The organism is Lacrimispora algidixylanolytica, assembly GCF_003609635.1.
In the GTDB taxonomy this organism is placed as follows: Bacteria; Bacillota; Clostridia; order Lachnospirales; family Lachnospiraceae; genus Lacrimispora; species Lacrimispora algidixylanolytica.
This window is the reverse complement of record NZ_MCIA01000031.1, coordinates 320,109-338,465: the sequence shown is the minus strand read 5'-3', so window position 1 is coordinate 338,465 and position 18,357 is coordinate 320,109. Positions and strand designations below refer to the sequence as shown.

Genomic DNA, 18,357 nt, shown 5'->3' with positions numbered 1-18,357 from the left:
ATTTTAGTGTAAGGAGGATATGATGAGAAGAAAAAGCTTAACAAAGATTCTGACTTTTTGCTGCCTTTGCAGTTTATCCGTGATAACCGCAGGCAGTGCTTCGTGGGCATCTGCGCCCAAGACCTCAGATGGGACCGTGAAAAACCCGTGGACATTTACATATTTTGGAACATCCACGGGCAGTGTCAATACCATGAAGGAAGGTGGCTCCATAGAATCAGGTGTCAGCCTGACATCTTGTTCCGTAAAACAAGACGGAAGCATTGATAAAAAAGGCGGCAAGTTTGTATCTACCGATGGTTATGATGGAATTTCCTATTATTATACAACCATTGACCCTGAAAATGAAAACTTCACCTTAAAAGCAGATGTAACCATTGATTATGTGAATACCTCACCAGATGGGCAAGAAGGATTTGCCTTGTTGGCAAGAGACTCCATAGGGGAAAACAAAGTCAGCGACAAACCATTTTACACCAATTCCATGGCTGCCATAGGGACAAAGTTAAGCTATACGACGGATGAAGGAGAAGTCAAAAGCTTAAAAGATGGACTTGGATACCGTTTCTTTACGGGAATCAGCTCCACGGAAAACGCACCAGCAAAGAACAGCTTTACAGTAGAGGATGGAGTTCTTGACAAATCCCGCTTAATTAAGGCAGGGGAAACCTATACCATGATATTAAAACGTACCAATACGGGATATCATTCTTCCTATATTAATGATAAAGGGGAAACAGTGGAAAAGGTATACTACCTAGATGGTAAGCCGGATCCGCTATGCCGGATTGTAAAAGATAAGATTTATGTGGGACTCGCTGTAGCAAGAGGCTGCAATGCAACGTTTTCTAATATTGAATTTTCGGTGACTGACAGAAAAACAGATCCACCGGCTCAGCCTCACCCCATTAAGTATGTGGAGCCAGATTATCAGATTACCTCAGCTTCCACCTCAGCAACGGGCTACTATAAGACCGTATTTCTTGCCAATGCAGACGGCTGGGTAACTCCAAAGTTAAACGGAATGTCTATGCAGTCTTTAACGGTAAAGGCCGGACAAGAAGTAATACAGCCTCTCTACCTTTCCAAAGGAGAGAATCAGGTGTCCATGGTATTTACCCCGGATAATGCCTATGAGCCCGCGGCCTATACTAAGCTTAAGTCTTATGATACACAGGTCATCGCAAAAACTATTATCTATAAGTCATACCCGGATTCTGTGATCTACGTATCACCTCAGGGGACGGCTGACGGAGATGGAAGTAAGAACTCTCCCCTTGCTCTAGAGGAGGCGGTAAAATATGCAAAGCCGGGTCAAAACATTTATCTTGCGCCAGGCAGTTACCCTCTTACAAACCTTAAGATTGAAAGAGGGATTGACGGGTCATCTGACCAGATGATCGGTTTGGAGACAGATCCATCTGAGAGCGGTCGTGCTGTGTTTGATTTTCAGAGGCAGGGTTCTGGTTTTCAGTTGTGGGGAAGCTGGTGGCATCTGAAAAATATTGATATGACAGGGACTAAGGATTTAAAGTGTGGTCTTCAGGTAGCAGGCAATTTCAATAAGATAGAGCTGGTAAACGCTTATAACAACGGAAATACTGGAATACAGATTAGCGGTACCTCCAACGAATCTTTTGAAAAGTGGCCCTCCAATAACTTGATTTTAAACTGCAATTCCTATAATAATGCGGATGCCGCCATGGAAGATGCCGATGGATTTGCGGCAAAGCTTACCTGCGGGGAAGGAAATGTATTTGACGGATGCATTGCCAGCTATAATGCCGATGATGGTTGGGATTTGTTTGCGAAGGTAGGAAGTGGTATCATTGGTTCTGTCACCATTGAGAATTGTGTGGCATACAAAAATGGCTATATTATCAAAGACGGACAAGTAATTGATGCCGGAAATGGAAACGGCTTTAAGTTGGGTGGCTCCGGATTATCCGGTCATCATGTGCTGAAAAACAGCATATCTTACGAGAATAAGGCGAAAGGAATTGATTCTAATTCCTGCCCGGATATTGAAGTCTACCGTTCTATTTCCTACAACAATGAAGGTGCAAATGTGGCCTTATACAGCAACAAAGGAATTACCACTGCCTTTAAGGCCGACGGTCTGATCTCATACCGGGATAAATTCCTTGACGTGGAGGAACAAATTGATTTAAACGGTCAGGATGCTGGAGAGATCTATACCGATAACAACTATCTATATCATGGCGGGAAATCGGCTAACAGCCTGGGAGAAGTTATCCGCCCGGACATGTTTGAAAGTCTGGATACAAAAATAGTGCCAGAACGGCTTTCTGATGGGTCCATTGATATGAAAGGACTTCTTACCCTGACAGCACTTGCGCCTCACTATGCAGGAGCAAGAAAAGGAGGGACTCAGGAACGCCCCGTAGTTTGGGTGGTAGGTGATTCAACAGTCAGCGCATTTCATGATGATTACTATTATCCAAGATATGGCTGGGGAACTAAGCTGGACCTTTATTTGCAGAATGTGAAAATAAAGAACCTGGCAATTTCAGGAACCAGTTCTTTGAGTTTTGCTGACTCAGAGGAATATAAAACTCTTTTAAGGGAGATGAAGCCGGGAGATTTTCTTTTGATCGGATTTGGTCATAACGATGAAAAGACAGAAGCAGAACGCTATACGAATCCCATGGGTGGAATCGAAGACAGCGGATCTTTAAAGAATTCTCTGTATACCAGATATATTAAGAAAGCACAGGACGCAGGAGTTACGCCTATACTCTGTACTCCGATTGTCAGAAGAAACAAGGACAACAAATATAGCGGTGCCAGCGGGCACATTACTACTGATCAGGTGACGGATAAGGGGAATTTCCCGGGAGGCGATTATGCTCAGGCCATTCGCAGTTTGGGAGCAGGTACCGGAGTAACGGTAGTAGATCTTACAGCAAGAACCCGGGCTGTCTATGAGCAGTTGGGAGCAGAGGGCGTAAAGAACCGTCACGCATGGACCTCTTCCAAGGAAATCAGTATAGACGATACCCATACCAATAGTTATGGTGCGGCATGCAATGCCTGGCTACTGGCAGACGAACTGATGAAGAGCAGCAGCCCACTTAAGAATTACATAAGACCTGGCTATGGGGTGCCAACCAGTCAGATGCTTACAGTTAATCCGGATTATAAAGAACGTGTCTATGTACGACCCACAGGAGTCAGTGCTTTATGGTCGTCTGTTGGCTCCTGGAAAGGGACGGTTTTTGGCAATGTAGGAGATGCTGAAAGTATTAATAAGAATAACTTTGCTCTGGATGCCGATGAAAACGGAACTATTCATATCAGAGCCGGTGAATTTACATCAAAGGATGCAGGAAAAGGAGTTGGTAAAATATCAACCCCTAACGAAGGTCTCGCTTTGTATTACCAGGCAATTCCTGCAGATAGGAACTTTACCCTTACCGCTGATGTAAAGATCAATAAGCTGGTGGCAAACAACCAAGTTTCCTTTGGGCTGATGGTAAGGGATGATATATACCTTGATCTGGCGGCCAATGAGACGCTGGGGGATTATGTGGCAGCAGGTCCTTTAGACATTGCCTCTACCCAGCAGACAAACTCCTTTGCAAGAAAGAGCGGAGTACTCAAAAAGGGCAGTACCTGTACTAAGGTTTATGGTGTTGGAGATACGGTGACCATTAAAATTCAAAAGAGCGTTGATGGTTATACCTGCACCTATGGGGAAAATACCCCGGTTTCTGCGGGATTTGATTTTAAGCTGACAGCCATTGATTCCGAATTTGTCTACGCAGGCATGTTTGCCAGCCGGAATGCGGATGTTACCTTTAGCAATGTGCAACTTACTATGGAATAATTGACGAAAGCGTCCGGTATGCCAATTGGCAACTCCGGACGCTTTTTCATACCTAACTTCCTAACTTTTCACCCTTAAAAAAACCTCATATAATCAAGGCTTATCAATGATAATTAAGCCCGCTTATGGCAAGAATAAATAGTGCAAAAAAAGACATAATTCGTATTGACAAGCCTTAAAAGAATGTTATACTGGGAAATGTAATTTTTACAATTCATGAAGGTTGACAATTGTCTCAGACAGGTAAAAAGTGACTTTTGACGCATTTTAAAATCAACCTAAGTGCACACGTTTGAGGAGGATTAGTTATGAAATCAAAGAAGTTGGTTGGTCTGGCTCTGGCAGGTCTTATGGCTCTGTCATTAACCGCCTGCGGTAACTCCGGTTCCCCATCCGCTACATCTACAGAAAAGACAGAAGGTCAGGCAACAGAGTCCGCAAAAGCAGAATCTGCTGATCCCAAAGGCGGAGTCGCCAAAGAAGATTTAAAGGTAGGTTTTATTTACATCGGCGATGAAAACGAGAGCTATACAGCAGCCCATTACAATGGTGCCCTGGACATGAAGAAAGCACTTGGTCTTTCTGATGACCAGGTCATTGTAAAATGGAACGTTCCAGAAGATGAGACCGCTAAAGATGCAGCAATGGATCTTGCAGATCAGGGTTGCGACATTATTTTTGCCAACAGTTTTGGTTTTGAATCCTATATTATAGAAGCTGCTAAGGAATATCCCGATGTACAGTTCTGTCATGCAACCGGATATCAAGCTAAGCTAAGCGGCTTAAGCAACATGCACAATTATTTTACCAACGTATATGAATCACGTTATGTATCAGGCGTAGTAGCTGGACTTAAGTTAAACCAGATGATTCAGGATGGAAAAGTAAAAGAAGATGCTGTTAAAATCGGTTATGTAGGAGCTTATCCTTACGCAGAGGTTATCAGTGGATACAGTTCTTTCTTCCTTGGCGTTCGTTCTGTTTGTCCACAGGCTACCATGGAAGTGAAGTATACCAACAGCTGGGGAAGCTTTGATCTTGAAAAGGAAGCAGCCGATGCTTTAATCTCCAATGGTTGTGTTTTAATTAGCCAGCATGCTGATACAACAGGTGCTCCTGTTGCATGTGAGGCGGCTGGTGTTCCAGATGTAGGTTATAACATCTCCATGCTTGCAACTGCTCCGAAAACTGCACTTACTTCCGCTTCCATCAACTGGGCTCCTTATGTAACCTATGCGGTTCAGAGCGTAATTGACGGCAAAGCAATTGACACTGACTGGTGTCAGGGTTATAAAGACGGAGCAGTTTCCATTACAGAGCTTAACAAAGATGCAATTGCTCCTGGAACAGAAGAAAAAGTAAAAGAAACAGAAGATGCGATCAAAGCAGGAACGCTTCACGTATTTGATACTTCTACCTTTACGGTAGGCGGCAAAAAGCTTGAAACCTATAAAAAGGATGGAAGTGACGTGGAATACGTCTCCAAAGGATATTTCCATGAGTCTGAATTCGGTTCAGCACCAGCATTTGATCTTTTAATCGATGGCATTACAACCATTGATAAATAAATGCTCAGACGGGAATGAGTCAGGCTTAAAAGCGGCGCCAGATACACTGGCCCCGCTTTTTGCTATTATAGAATGGAATGGGAAAAGCAGGAAAAAATGAAACGGAGGTTGTCCCGGTGAACGAAAATTATGCCATTGAACTTAAAAATATCACCAAACGGTTTGGCAAGGTAACTGCCAACGATAAAGTCTGCCTATCTGTAAAGAGAGGAGAAATTCTTTCGATTCTGGGGGAAAACGGAAGCGGAAAAACAACACTTATGAATATGATTTCCGGAATCTATTACCCTGATGAGGGTCAGATTGCGGTGAATGGGAAAGAAGTGTCCATACGGTCTCCCAAGGATTCTTTTGACTTAGGAATTGGTATGATTCACCAGCATTTTAAACTTGTAGAGGTGTTTACAGCAGCGGAAAATATTATTTTAGGACTTCCAGGTCAGGAGCTCCTTGACCGGAAAGCGGTAACGAAAAAAATCAACAGTCTGACAGCCAAATATGGCTTTGATTTAGATCCAGATCAAAAGATCTATACCATGTCTGTGTCTCAAAAGCAGACCGTTGAAATTGTAAAACTTCTATATAGGGGTGTGGACCTTCTTATTCTAGATGAGCCTACCGCTGTGTTAACACCTCAGGAAGCGGACCGTCTGTTTGCAGTTCTTCGTAACATGAGAAAAGCAGGACATTCCATTATTATTATCACTCATAAACTCAATGAGGTACTTACCTTGTCTGATCGTGTATCGGTTCTTAGAAAGGGCCAGTACATTGGTACCATAGACACAAAAGAAGCGACAGAAGAATCCTTAACCGAAATGATGGTAGGAAAGAAAGTCAGCTTGAACATAGAACGCCCGGATCCTGTATCACCGAAGAAGAGACTGGAAGTTCAGGGACTTACCTGTATTAGTAAGGAAGGCGTCACTGCCTTAGAAAATGCAAGCTTTGTTGCTAACAGTGGGGAAATCCTTGGAATTGCAGGAGTTGCTGGAAGTGGACAGAGAGAGCTATTAGAGGCTATCGCAGGACTGATACCATCTGCCAGAGGTTCAGCCCTATATTATCCTCCTGAGGGTGGAGAAAAGGAATTGACTATAATGAGTGCTGCCGATATTGCAAAGGCAGGTGTCCGTCTTTCCTTTGTTCCAGAAGACCGCCTTGGAATGGGACTTGTTGGTACCATGGACTTAACAGACAACGTAATGCTTCGAAGCTATAAAAAGGGGCGATCCTTTTTTGCAGATAGAAGATCACCAAAAGCTCTGGCTGAAAAGCTGATTCATGAGCTTGGAATCGCCACACCGGGAACTTCTATACCTGTTAGAAAGCTGTCAGGAGGAAATGTCCAAAAGGTTTTGGTAGGCCGTGAAATCGCATCTGCTCCAGCCGTGCTTTTAGTGGCTTATCCAGTCCGTGGACTTGATATTCATTCTTCCCACACCATCTACAATCTGCTTAATAAGCAGAAGAAGAACGGAACCGCAGTTATCTGCGTTGGTGAGGATCTTGATGTTCTCATGGAATTATGCGACAGCATCATTGTCATGTGTGGTGGCACCATAAGTGGCATCGTAGACGGCAGGACTGCAACAAAAGAGGAAATCGGAAAGCTGATGATGAAAACAGGAGGAATTCAGGAATGATGAAGGGAAAAGAGCCACTGTTTCAAACGGCAAAACGGGAATCCATTGAACCTTGGAAGGCATGGATGATCCGTCTGATTGCGGTTTTTCTGTCATTGGTTGTCTGTTCGGGAATCATTATCGCTCTGACAGGACTTAACCCTATTGAAGTCTATAAGGGTATCATAGAAGGTGCGGTAGGAACCAAGAGAAGAGTTTGGATGACCATAAGAGATACTCTGGTGCTTCTTTGCATCGCAGTTGGTATTACTCCGGCATTTAAAATGAGATTCTGGAATATTGGTGCAGAAGGTCAGATCTTAATTGGAGGTGTGACTTCCGCAGCGATGATGATCTATTTTGGAAATACCCTTCCTCCTCTAATCTTATTCCCTCTTATGCTTTTAGGAAGTGCCATTGCAGCCATGATTTGGGCCTGTATTCCTGCATTTTTTAAAGCTTACTGGGATACCAATGAGACATTGTTTACCTTGATGATGAACTATGTGGCTATGCAGGTTATCACCTTTTGTATCATTTTCTGGGAAAATCCAAAGGGTTCAAACTCCGTTGGTACCATTAATTCTGCCACAAAAGGTGGCTGGCTGCCAAAGCTTTTTGGACTGGAGTACGGCTGGAATCTGGTCATTGTATTAGGACTTACCATCGCCATGTATTTTTACTTAAAGCACAGCAAACAGGGCTATGAAATTTCCGTAGTGGGAGAGAGTGGCAATACAGCCAGATATGCCGGTATTAATGTGAAAAAGGTAATTATGAGAACAGTAGCACTTTCTGGTGCGCTATGCGGAATTGCCGGATTCATCATCGTAAGCGGTGCCAGCCATACCATCTCCACTAGTACGGCAGGAGGCAGAGGATTTACTGCCATCATCGTTTCCTGGCTCAGTAAATTTAATACCTTTGCCATGATCCTAGTTTCCTTCTTCCTTGTATTTATGCAAAAGGGAGCTGGACAGATTGCGTCCCAGTTCAATTTAAATGAAAATGCGTCCGATGTCATTACAGGCATCATTCTTTTCTTTATTCTGGGTTGTGAATTCTTTATTGACTATGAAGTAAGATTCCGGGGCGGCAAACGTTCATCGGCAGAATAGGAAGGAGTAATAGATCATGGGACTTTTGGTAATCTTTATTCAAAAGGTGATCGGTCAGGGAATCGGAATTCTCTACGGAGCACTTGGCGAGATTTTGACAGAAAAATCAGGAAACTTAAATCTGGGGATTCCGGGCATGATGTATATGGGAGGCATTGCTGGATTAATTGGTGCATTTTTATATGAAAATTCTGCTTCGGCTCCCAATGGACTGGTTGGCATGTTAATTTCCTTTCTCTGTGCATTTCTCTGTGCAGCTTTTGGCGGACTCATATACAGTATTTTGACCATAACGTTAAAGGCAAATCAAAACGTAACAGGGCTTGCCTTAACTACGTTTGGTGTTGGATTTGGTAACTTCTTTGGTGGTTCTTTATCAAAGCTTGCAGGTGGTGTAGGCCAGATATCCGTTGCTGTAACAGGACAAGCATTTAAAACCCCGATTCCAGGACTTTCAAAATTAGGACTTTTGGGTCAGGCTCTGTTTTCTTATGGTTTTATGACTTATCTTGGCATAGCGCTTGCAATTGCTCTAGCCCTATTCTTAAATAAAACAAGAAAAGGATTAAATTTAAGAGCCGTTGGAGAGAGCCCAGCAACCGCAGATGCAGCAGGAATTCACGTAACTGCATACAAATATCTGGCTACCTGTATTGGCGGTGGATTAAGTGGTCTTGGAGGACTCTACTTTGTTATGGAATATTCCGGTGGGACCTGGACCAACAATGGTTTTGGCGATAGAGGCTGGCTTGCCATTGCTTTGGTTATCTTCGCTTTATGGAAGCCGGTAGGAGCCATCTGGGGTTCCCTGTTGTTTGGAGGACTTTATATTCTTTATTTATATATACCAGGCCTAAGTCGTGGGTCACAGGAAATATTTAAAGCATTGCCTTATGTTGTAACCATAATTGTTTTAATTATTTCCAGTTTGAGGAAAAAAAGAGAACACCAACCACCGGAAAGTCTGGGTCAGGCTTATTTCCGTGAGGAACGGTAATATACATTTTTGAAAAATAAATCCAATGCCGGTGTTTATAAGGATTTTATAATTCTTTTCTTGATTTATGGGGAAACTGACACTATAATGATAGAGATATAGAATGGGTAGAAACTATCCGGATTGGAGACTTTACACAGATGGATAACAAGAATCAGAATCAAAATAAGATGCCGAAAAATACCCAGGCCATCGTTATATGGGTCATTACGTTTCTGATTGCAGTGGCGGGGATATCTTATCTTCATAATGCGATCACAGCAAGGACCAATAAAGAGCTGAGCTATGACATCTTTATGAATATGGTTGATGCGAAACAGGTAGAGTCGGTTCATGTGGACGATTCAAAGATTTCCATTAATCCGAAGACGACTTGGGAAGGGTACAAGCCTGGAGTTTCCTATTATACGGTGAGAATGGATAATGATTTAAAGCTTGTAGATCGTCTTCATGATGCGGGAGTCGATACTGTCAGGATCCGGAAGGATGGTAACTTCTTTCTTCAGACCATTGTCAGCTATCTGCTTTTATTTGCCGCTATGGGTTTTTTATTAAACTTCATGATGCGCCGGGTTGGTGGCGGTGGCGGACTGATGGGCGTTGGAAAGAGCAACGCTAAGGTCTATGTACAAAAAGAAACCGGTATCACGTTTAAAGATGTGGCGGGGGAAGATGAGGCGAAGGAATCCTTAACCGAAATCGTAGATTTCCTTCATAATCCAGGAAAGTATACAAAGATTGGTGCCAAGCTTCCAAAGGGAGCTTTGTTAGTGGGACCTCCTGGAACAGGAAAGACTCTTCTTGCCAAGGCAGTCGCTGGTGAAGCTCACGTTCCATTTTATTCTCTATCTGGTTCGGATTTTGTAGAGATGTTCGTAGGTGTGGGTGCATCCCGTGTTCGTGATTTGTTTAAACAGGCTCAGGAATCTGCTCCTTGTATCATATTTATTGATGAAGTGGATGCCATCGGAAAAAGCCGTGATTCCAAATTTGGTGGAGGCAACGATGAGAGAGAACAGACATTAAACCAGCTTCTTTCAGAGATGGATGGATTTGACTCTTCTAAAGGACTTTTGGTCCTTGCTGCGACCAATCGCCCTGAGATATTAGACCCTGCTTTATTAAGACCCGGTCGTTTTGACCGTCGTATTATCGTGGATAAGCCAGATTTAAAAGGTCGTGTGGATATATTAAAGGTTCACTCAAAAGATGTTCTTATGGATGAGTCCGTTGATCTTGATGCGATTGCTCTTGCAACCTCTGGTGCAGTTGGATCTGATCTTGCTAACATGATCAACGAAGGTGCTATTTTGGCAGTAAAACACGGACGTCATGCGGTATCTCAGAAAGATCTGTTTGAAGCTGTTGAAGTAGTTCTTGTAGGAAAAGAGAAAAAGGACCGTGTACTGAACAAAGAAGAGCGACGTATCGTTTCCTACCACGAAGTAGGTCATGCTTTGGTTAGTGCCCTTCAAAAGGATTCAGAGCCAGTTCAGAAAATCACCATTGTTCCAAGAACCATGGGAGCACTTGGATATGTTATGCACGTACCTGAGGAAGAGAAATTCTTGAATTCCAAGAAAGAGCTTCATGCCATGCTGGTGGGCTATCTGGGAGGTCGTGCCGCAGAGGAAATCGTATTTGACTCCATTACCACTGGAGCTGCCAATGATATTGAACAGGCGACGAAGATTGCCCGTGCGATGGTGACCCAGTACGGTATGTCTGAAAGATTTGGCCTTATGGGCCTTGCAGCTAAGGAAGACCAGTACTTAAGCGGACGTGTGGTGATGAACTGTGCAGAAGCAACGTCTTCCCAGATTGATGATGAAGTCATGAGAATGCTGAAGGAAGCTTACGAGGAAGCTAAATCCCTGCTTGTAGATAACCGTGATGTTATGGATAAGATTGCAGAGTTCCTAATTGAACGCGAGACAATTACCGGCAAGGAATTTATGAAGATTTTCCGGGAAGCCAAAGGAATTCCGGAGCCAGTAGAACAAAAAAAGGATTCTGAACACAAAGACAAATCTGAAGATTCCGACGGTCTTACGGACTGGGTTGAGGAAAAGACGGAAGAAAAGACAGAAATAAAAGAAACAGATTCCGAACTTGGAAACATTAAAAATTAAATTAATAGAACCGCTGTTAGCTGACGCTGCAGCGGTTTTTTATATCATTAAACATTATTTGTGAAATATAATTTATGTAAACTTATGAAGGATTGTGGAATTGGCAGATTTCAATCGGCTGATACTACAATCCTATTTATTGTAAAAAGGCAAAGTAAATATTTGCACAGTAAAGGTGCAAATATTTATTCGAAATCTATAACACGGTTCGATATAATGTAATTAAATAAAAAGGAGGAACCGAGAAATGAAAAAATTAAGAGTTCTTTTGGTATGTGGTTCAGGGGCTTCCAGCGGATTCATGGCAGCAAATATTAGAAAGGCCGCGAAGCAAAAAGAAATAGAGATGGAAGTACAGGCAAGAAGTGATTCTGAAATTGATAACTACATTGAAGATGTTGATCTAATTATGGTCGGACCACATCTTGAGTATGTTATGGATGACTTGGAGGAATATACTCATGAGTATCCAGTTAAAATTGCATTGATGAAACCGGAATATTATTCCAGATTAGATGGGGCAAAAGCAATAGAACACATTTTATCACTTTATGAATAAATAAGCGGAGGAATGGAAGATGGATAAGTTAATTAGTTGGCTTGAGAGCAGCTTTGCACCTAAGATGAACAAAATAAGTCAAAACAGTTGGGTTGTTATTTTAAAAGATTCCATTATGCAGACATTACCATTTATCTTACTTGGTTCTGTGTTCTGCTGTTTAGCAATTTTGAATGACTACATTCCTTGGTTACCAAGTTTCTGGACCCCGTTTGGATGGACTATGAGTAAATTGTCACTCTTTGTAGCCTTCTTAGTACCATTTAATTATTGTTAGAAAAAGAAGCTGCGCAAACAAAGGCTAATAGCTGGTTTAACAGGTTTGATTTTCTTCTTAATCTGTGTAACTCCGGTAGTTGAAGCTGAAGGAACTGTAGGTTTCGGATCATCTGCGCTTGGTGCCGGCGGTATGTTCGTAGCAATGATAACAGGTGTAATTACATCACTTGTATTTGCATTATTCGCTAAATTTAGTTTCTTTAAACAGGATTCAGCTATCCCGGATTTTGTAAGAACCTGGTTTGATCAGATGTTACCAATTGTAATTGTAGTTTGCTTCGGTTGGATCGTAGTATTAATCAATAATGTTAACTTATATCAAATCATTGTAAACATATTCATGCCTTTACAAGGTTTCTTAAATACTTGGTATGGATTTACATTTATGTGTTTCCTAAGTTGCTTTATCTACTCAATGGGTATTTCAGCGTGGGTATTAACACCAGTTGGACAACCAGTCAGACTTGCTGGTATTACAGCCAACTTGGCAATGGTGGCAGCAGGAACCGCAACCGTTGCATCCATGAACATCTATACAGAAGGATTAGTTTATTGCACTTATATGTGGGTAGGTGGTGTAGCTTGCACATTACCGCTTGTAATTATGTTGATACGTGCAAAATCAAAAAGGTTAAGTTCATTAGGAAAGGCTTGTTTGCTACCTAGCATCTTCAACATCAATGAGCCGGTTGTATTTGGCTGTATTGCATGGAACCCGCTTTTAATGTTACCAATGTGGATCATCGGTATAGTGATTCCGCTTTTAACATGGTTCTTCGTAAAAGTTCTTGCATTTGCACCTATGCCAAAGATTCAATTTGAATTATGGTATTGCCCATATCCAATTTCTACATGGATCTCAACAGGTTCATTTAAAGCAATTATATTCTTAATTATTTCAGTTGCTGTAGCATCTGTAATTTGGTATCCATTCTTTAAGGCATATGATAAACAAGAGACAGAAGCTGAAGTAGAAGCAAGAAAATAGAATAATAAATGGAGATAAAAAAAATGAATGAACAGATTATTGAAAATGCTATGAAAATTATTATGAGTGCCGGAGATGCTAGAGTTTGCAATCAAAAAGCCTTAGATGCTTTGGCAGAATTTGATGTGGAAAAGGCTAAAGAATTAATGAAAGAGGCAAATAAATATATCATAGAAGCGCATATGGTGCAGACTGATGCAATACAAGGCGAGACAAGAGGAGAAAAGTCTGAATATACCTTATTGTTTGCACATGCGCAAGATACATTGATGACCATCTATAGCGAAATTAATATAGCAAAGCAGTTGATTAAGGTTATGGAGGCTGTCGGTAAACGTTTGGAAGCACTTGAAAATAAATAAATTTAAAAAAGGGGCTTTCATAGCCCCTTTCTAAAAATAAAATAAGTGAAGAAAGGAAACATGCTATGAAAGAAGTTGCTAAAGTATTTCCAAAAGATTTTCTGTGGGGGGGTGCATTTGCAGCAAATCAGATGGAAGGTGCCTATCTGGAAGATGGAAAAGGTCTGTGTGTTGCTGATATTAATGAATTCAGAGACGATATTGATATAAAGAAAAAATATAATGATGAAGTAACATCTGTATATATAAAAGAAGCGTTGGAAAGTAAAACAAGAATTTTCCCAAAACGTAGAGGTATTAATTTTTATCATACCTACAAGGACGATTTGAAATTATTGGGAAAAGACGGTCTTGGGCTAAAGACATATCGGACGTCCATTAACTGGGCGAGAATTTTCCCGAATGGTGACGAAACAGAACCAAATGAAGCAGGACTTAAATTTTACGATGACTTATTTGATGAAGTAATCAAAAACGGTATGGTTCCTATGGTCACAATGTCTCATTATGAAATGCCATTGTATTTAACCCAACATTACAAAGGTTGGTATTCGAAAGAAGTGATTGATTTCTTTACAAGATATGGGATGGTAATCTTGGATCGTTATCAGGAAAAAGTAAAATACTGGATTATTGTAAACCAAATTAATTTGATTCTTCACGAAAGCTTCAACCACCTTGGAGTTCCTGAAGATGCGGTTGAACATGTCACAGAAGCGAAATATCAGGCAGTAGTAAATGAAATGATCTCCTGTGCTCAAATCACAAAATATTCTCATGAGAAATATCCTGATGTACAAATTGGTATGATGCTTTGCGGTGGACCTGCATATGCCGCGACATGTAAACCAGAAGATGTATTTGCAACGATGCGGCATAATCAAATGGAATATTTTTATGGGGATGTATTGTTAAGAGGTCATATTCCAGGATATGCAATCCGTTATTTCGCAGATCTGAATCTGCATATTGAATTGACACCGGATGAAGAAGAAGTATTAAAGAATACTTGTGACTTTTTTTCTTTCTCCTATTATTATACAAGACTTTGCAGCAAAGAGAGCTTTGAAGATGGTAATAGCGTATATAGAAATCCGGAATTACCAGCAAATCCATGGGGCTGGTCGATTGATCCCGTAGGCCTTAGAACACTGTTAAATGAATTCTATGATCGTTATCGAAAACCAATTTACATCACTGAAAATGGCGTGGGACTATATGACGAGCCTGGAGAAGATGGAAACGTACATGATCCCTATAGAACTGAATACTACAAAGCCCATATTGAGCAGATGAAGGAAGCGATCAAAGATGGCGTAGACTTAAGAGGTTATTATGCATGGGGGCCACTTGATATTGTAAGTTGTTCTTCTTCAGAAATGAGTAAACGCTATGGGTTCATCTATGTTGATTTAGATGATTACGGAAAAGGTTCAGGAAAGAGAATACCAAAAGACAGCTATCAGTGGTATAAAAAAGTGATAGAATCAAACGGTGAGATATTATAACCGGAACGGCCTGTTGCTAAAATCAACCCAAATTAAAGCATACAAAGGAACAGGTGGAATGAAAGAGAAACGGTTATCTATAGTTTATGTGATTCTTGCAGCAAGTATGTGGGGAGCAATTGGGGTATCCATCAGAATTCTTTCTCAATTTCATTTTTCATCCATACAGATGGTCGTTGCAAGATTGTTCGTTGCAGATATTTTTTTATTTGGATTTCTGTCAGTAACTGACAGAAAAAAGTTGAAGGTTGAACGAAAGGATATTAAATGGTTTTTAGGGATAGGTATTTTTAGTATGTTATTTTTTAATACCTGTTATTGTATCACGGTTCAACTGACCTCACTATCGATTGCAGCAGTTCTTTTATATACTTCACCAGTTTTTGTAATGCTATTGTCGATTCCCGTTTTTAAAGAGAAGATAACAAGATACAAGCTATCTGCAATTCTATTATCTGTGATCGGATGTGCGCTTGTTTCCGGAATTTTTTCAAGTGATATCGGACAAATTACAGAGAAAGGGCTTTGGTTTGGGGTATGTGCTGCAATCGGTTATGCATTCTATAGCATTTTTGCAAGAATTCTACTGAAAAAATATCATTCGTTAACCATAATAAGTTATACCTTTTTAATTGCCAGTGTGGGAGGTGCCTTTATTGGAGATGTACCTGGAATTGTTGAAATCTGCGTGAAAGCACCGATCGCATTCGTGACCATTATCGTATCTGCTTTGATTTTTAATGTTATACCATATATTTTATATACAAAGGCTTTAATTAATATGGAAGCTAGCAGAGCTTCAGTCATCGCATCAGTGGAACCGGTCGTTGCAACGATCATAGGTGTTTTAATCTTTTCAGAAAGAATAACAGTATCTACTGTTTTAGGTATTGTTTGCGTTCTTACGGCAATCGGAATATTGAATGGAAAGCAAAATTAGTGGAAGAAAGGTAATAAGAATGAAGGACAATTGCAAGAGACTGATTAAAATTATGCTGTCAAATGAAGAATGGATTAATGCCGGTTATTTGGCTAATGTAATGGGAGTCTCTGAACGAAGTATAAAAAATTACATTTCGGAAATTAACAGCTCTGAGACGAATTTGATTCAGTCTTCCAGAAAAGGATATCTGATTGATTCAAAAAGAGCAAAAACTTTCATTCAAAGTAAGGGGAGAAATATTCCGCAGAATTCCCATGAACGAATTAATTATATTATAATCCGTATTTTATCAAATGATGCGGACCAGGGGAGTAAGACAGATCTATATAATATCGCAGATGAAATTTACGTTAGCTTTGAAACCATCAAAAAGGATATGTATAAAGTACGCAAAAAATTTCTGGAGTATGACTTATATCTAACAGCCACAAATTCATTTGTGGCTGTAGAAGGAAATGAGTTAGATAAAAGAAAAACATTAAGCAATATTTTGTATGAAGAATTTACAGATCATATTATGAGTATTGATGTCATAAAAAACATTTATCCGTTGTATGATCTGGAATTGCTGCAGAAGCTTATTGAAACAAAATGTGAGGAATACCATTATTTCATAAATGAATATGCTTTGATTAACTTAATATTGGATATAGTCATAGGTATCGACCGTATGAAAAAAGAAAGAACTTTTGTTAATGAAAAAAGGGACGATAAGCGTGTTGGTATTCGTGAACAGGAGCTGGCAAGAAATATTGCTACAGAAATTGAAAATCATTTTAATGTGACATATAGCATAACAGAATTTGAAGAATTAACTATTATTTTATTAAGTCATTTGATGAAAATGGATTTTAATGCAATTAATAAAGAAAATCTGGAACATATGGTAGGAAGTGAATGTGTTAATATAGTAAATCAGCTTAGCGATATACTGAAAAATACGTATTTTGTTGATATAGATAATGTGGATTTTATAATTAAATTCACATTGCATATTAAAAATATGTTGGTTAGATTACGCAATGGATATAAAATAAAAAATCCTTTAGTAAATCATATTAAAAATACATGTCCATTAATTTTTGAATGTGCCGTAGAGGTTTCTAATAAAATTCATGAATTAACAAATTACGATTTGTCAGAGGACGAAATAGGCTATATAGCGTTACACATTGGTGGAAATTTGGAAACTCAGAAATCCAAAAGAAAAGTAATTACCTGTGTTATCTTGTTTCCGCAATATTATGATTTCTCCAATAAAATGATGGAGGAGTTAAAAAAGCATTATCAGGATCAATTAGAAATAAAGACAGTCATTACATCATTAGATGAGATAAAGAAGCTGGATAAAACAGATTTAATTATTTCTACAATTCCAATAACGGAACTGGTGCGGATGGAAACGGTGATCGTTACCCCTTTTTTAAATGAAAAAGATTATAAAGATATTAGTTATATAATCGACAAAATCATTTTAAGAAAAAAGAAAGCAAGATTAAAACAGCATTTGATGCAAATATCAAATCCCCGATTTTTTTATAAGGACAAAGAATTTAAGGGGAAAGAAGATGCAATTTTATTTATGGTTAATGTTATGAAAAAAGAAGGCTATATAAAAGATGATTTTGCAAAAGAGATTTTTGAGCGAGAAAAGCAGTCTTCTACAGCATTTGAGCATATCGCAGTTCCTCATTCTATGCACATGAATGCCAATAAAACGGGTATGTTTGTATTATTGAATGAAAAAAAGCCAATTAGTTGGAATGAGAACTCAGTCAGTATTGTAATGATGTTTGCAATCAGCAGAGAAGAAAGAGCAATCTTTCATGATGTATATGATAATTTAATTGTTTTATTGATTGACAAATCTAATGCAGTAAAAGTCTTAGAGAGCACTGCTTATATAGATTTTATAGAAGCGGTAGTTGGTTGTTTCAAGTAGGAAGGAAATAGAGATGAAAAAATTTGAATATATAATAACAAAACCAGCAGGAATTCATGCGAGACCTGCTGGTATGCTTGTTAAGGAAGTCTCTGTTTATGAAAGCTCAATTACGATAGAAAAAAATGGTCAGACAGCTGATGGGAAGAGACTTATGGCATTAATGTCACTTAATGTAAACTGTAAGGAAAAAGTAACTTTTATTATGGAAGGAACAGATGAAGATATGGTTGCGATAAAATTAGAAACATTTTGTAAGGAAAATCTATGAATACTGAAGAATCATGATGGAAAAATATATTGGTAGATCCGTATACTCAGGCATTTTAATTGGAAAAGTTAAAATATTGAGGAAAGAAGTTCGTAATGTAGTAAGAAGTCATGCAGCTGATATTGCTTCATAAAAAAGGCGATTTGAAGATGCAAAGCAAAAAGCAATTTTACAACTAATATAATTTATGAAGAATTACGCTCTACAAAATCATG

Annotated in this window: 14 protein-coding genes; all 14 read left to right on the top strand. The window is 39.7% G+C overall.

Features of this window, described 5'->3' with window-relative positions:
- The first annotated feature begins 22 nt into the window (after positions 1 to 22).
- The 14 genes from BET01_RS16645 (at position 23) to BET01_RS16585 (ending at position 18,142) form a co-directional block, all read left to right on the top strand.
- Positions 23 to 3,850, top strand: a complete 3,828-nt coding sequence (locus BET01_RS16645; protein ID WP_158585089.1) for a right-handed parallel beta-helix repeat-containing protein — start codon at positions 23 to 25, stop codon at positions 3,848 to 3,850.
- Positions 3,851 to 4,158: 308 nt separating this feature from the next.
- Positions 4,159 to 5,418, top strand: coding sequence for a BMP family ABC transporter substrate-binding protein (locus BET01_RS16640; RefSeq protein ID WP_120197988.1), 1,260 nt, complete (start codon positions 4,159 to 4,161; stop codon positions 5,416 to 5,418).
- A gap of 116 nt (positions 5,419 to 5,534) precedes the next feature.
- Complete coding sequence (locus tag BET01_RS16635) at positions 5,535 to 7,064, top strand: ABC transporter ATP-binding protein (protein ID WP_120198077.1); 1,530 nt, start codon at positions 5,535 to 5,537, stop codon at positions 7,062 to 7,064.
- A complete protein-coding gene (locus BET01_RS16630; protein ID WP_330513051.1) occupies positions 7,061 to 8,161 on the top strand; it encodes an ABC transporter permease in 1,101 nt (366 codons plus the stop codon). Before BET01_RS16635 ends, BET01_RS16630 begins: the two co-directional genes overlap by 4 nt.
- A gap of 16 nt (positions 8,162 to 8,177) precedes the next feature.
- Positions 8,178 to 9,158: an ABC transporter permease gene (locus tag BET01_RS16625; RefSeq protein ID WP_120197987.1), complete on the top strand. Its 981-nt coding sequence runs from the start codon at positions 8,178 to 8,180 to the stop codon at positions 9,156 to 9,158.
- 140 nt (positions 9,159 to 9,298) lie between these two features.
- A complete protein-coding gene (ftsH, locus tag BET01_RS16620) occupies positions 9,299 to 11,290 on the top strand; it encodes an ATP-dependent zinc metalloprotease FtsH (RefSeq protein WP_120197986.1) in 1,992 nt (663 codons plus the stop codon).
- Between the two features lie 247 nt (positions 11,291 to 11,537).
- Positions 11,538 to 11,849: a PTS sugar transporter subunit IIB gene (locus BET01_RS16615; RefSeq protein ID WP_120197985.1), complete on the top strand. Its 312-nt coding sequence runs from the start codon at positions 11,538 to 11,540 to the stop codon at positions 11,847 to 11,849.
- 19 nt (positions 11,850 to 11,868) lie between these two features.
- A complete protein-coding gene (locus tag BET01_RS22155; RefSeq protein ID WP_243117255.1) occupies positions 11,869 to 12,126 on the top strand; it encodes a hypothetical protein in 258 nt (85 codons plus the stop codon).
- A 9-nt stretch (positions 12,127 to 12,135) separates the two neighbouring features.
- Positions 12,136 to 13,116: a PTS transporter subunit EIIC gene (locus BET01_RS16610; RefSeq protein WP_330513084.1), complete on the top strand. Its 981-nt coding sequence runs from the start codon at positions 12,136 to 12,138 to the stop codon at positions 13,114 to 13,116.
- A gap of 23 nt (positions 13,117 to 13,139) precedes the next feature.
- Positions 13,140 to 13,478: a PTS lactose/cellobiose transporter subunit IIA gene (locus tag BET01_RS16605; protein WP_120197984.1), complete on the top strand. Its 339-nt coding sequence runs from the start codon at positions 13,140 to 13,142 to the stop codon at positions 13,476 to 13,478.
- Between the two features lie 65 nt (positions 13,479 to 13,543).
- Positions 13,544 to 14,986: a glycoside hydrolase family 1 protein gene (locus BET01_RS16600; protein ID WP_120197983.1), complete on the top strand. Its 1,443-nt coding sequence runs from the start codon at positions 13,544 to 13,546 to the stop codon at positions 14,984 to 14,986.
- A 58-nt stretch (positions 14,987 to 15,044) separates the two neighbouring features.
- The gene (locus tag BET01_RS16595) at positions 15,045 to 15,926 is read left to right on the top strand and encodes a DMT family transporter (protein ID WP_120197982.1); all 882 of its coding nucleotides are present in this window, start codon (positions 15,045 to 15,047) and stop codon (positions 15,924 to 15,926) included.
- On the top strand, positions 15,910 to 17,871 hold the full coding sequence (locus BET01_RS16590) for a BglG family transcription antiterminator (RefSeq protein WP_120197981.1): 1,962 nt from the start codon (positions 15,910 to 15,912) through the stop codon (positions 17,869 to 17,871). The genes BET01_RS16595 and BET01_RS16590 overlap by 17 nt, the downstream gene beginning before the upstream one ends.
- A gap of 13 nt (positions 17,872 to 17,884) precedes the next feature.
- Positions 17,885 to 18,142: an HPr family phosphocarrier protein gene (locus BET01_RS16585; RefSeq protein WP_120197980.1), complete on the top strand. Its 258-nt coding sequence runs from the start codon at positions 17,885 to 17,887 to the stop codon at positions 18,140 to 18,142.
- Positions 18,143 to 18,357 lie beyond the last annotated feature (215 nt).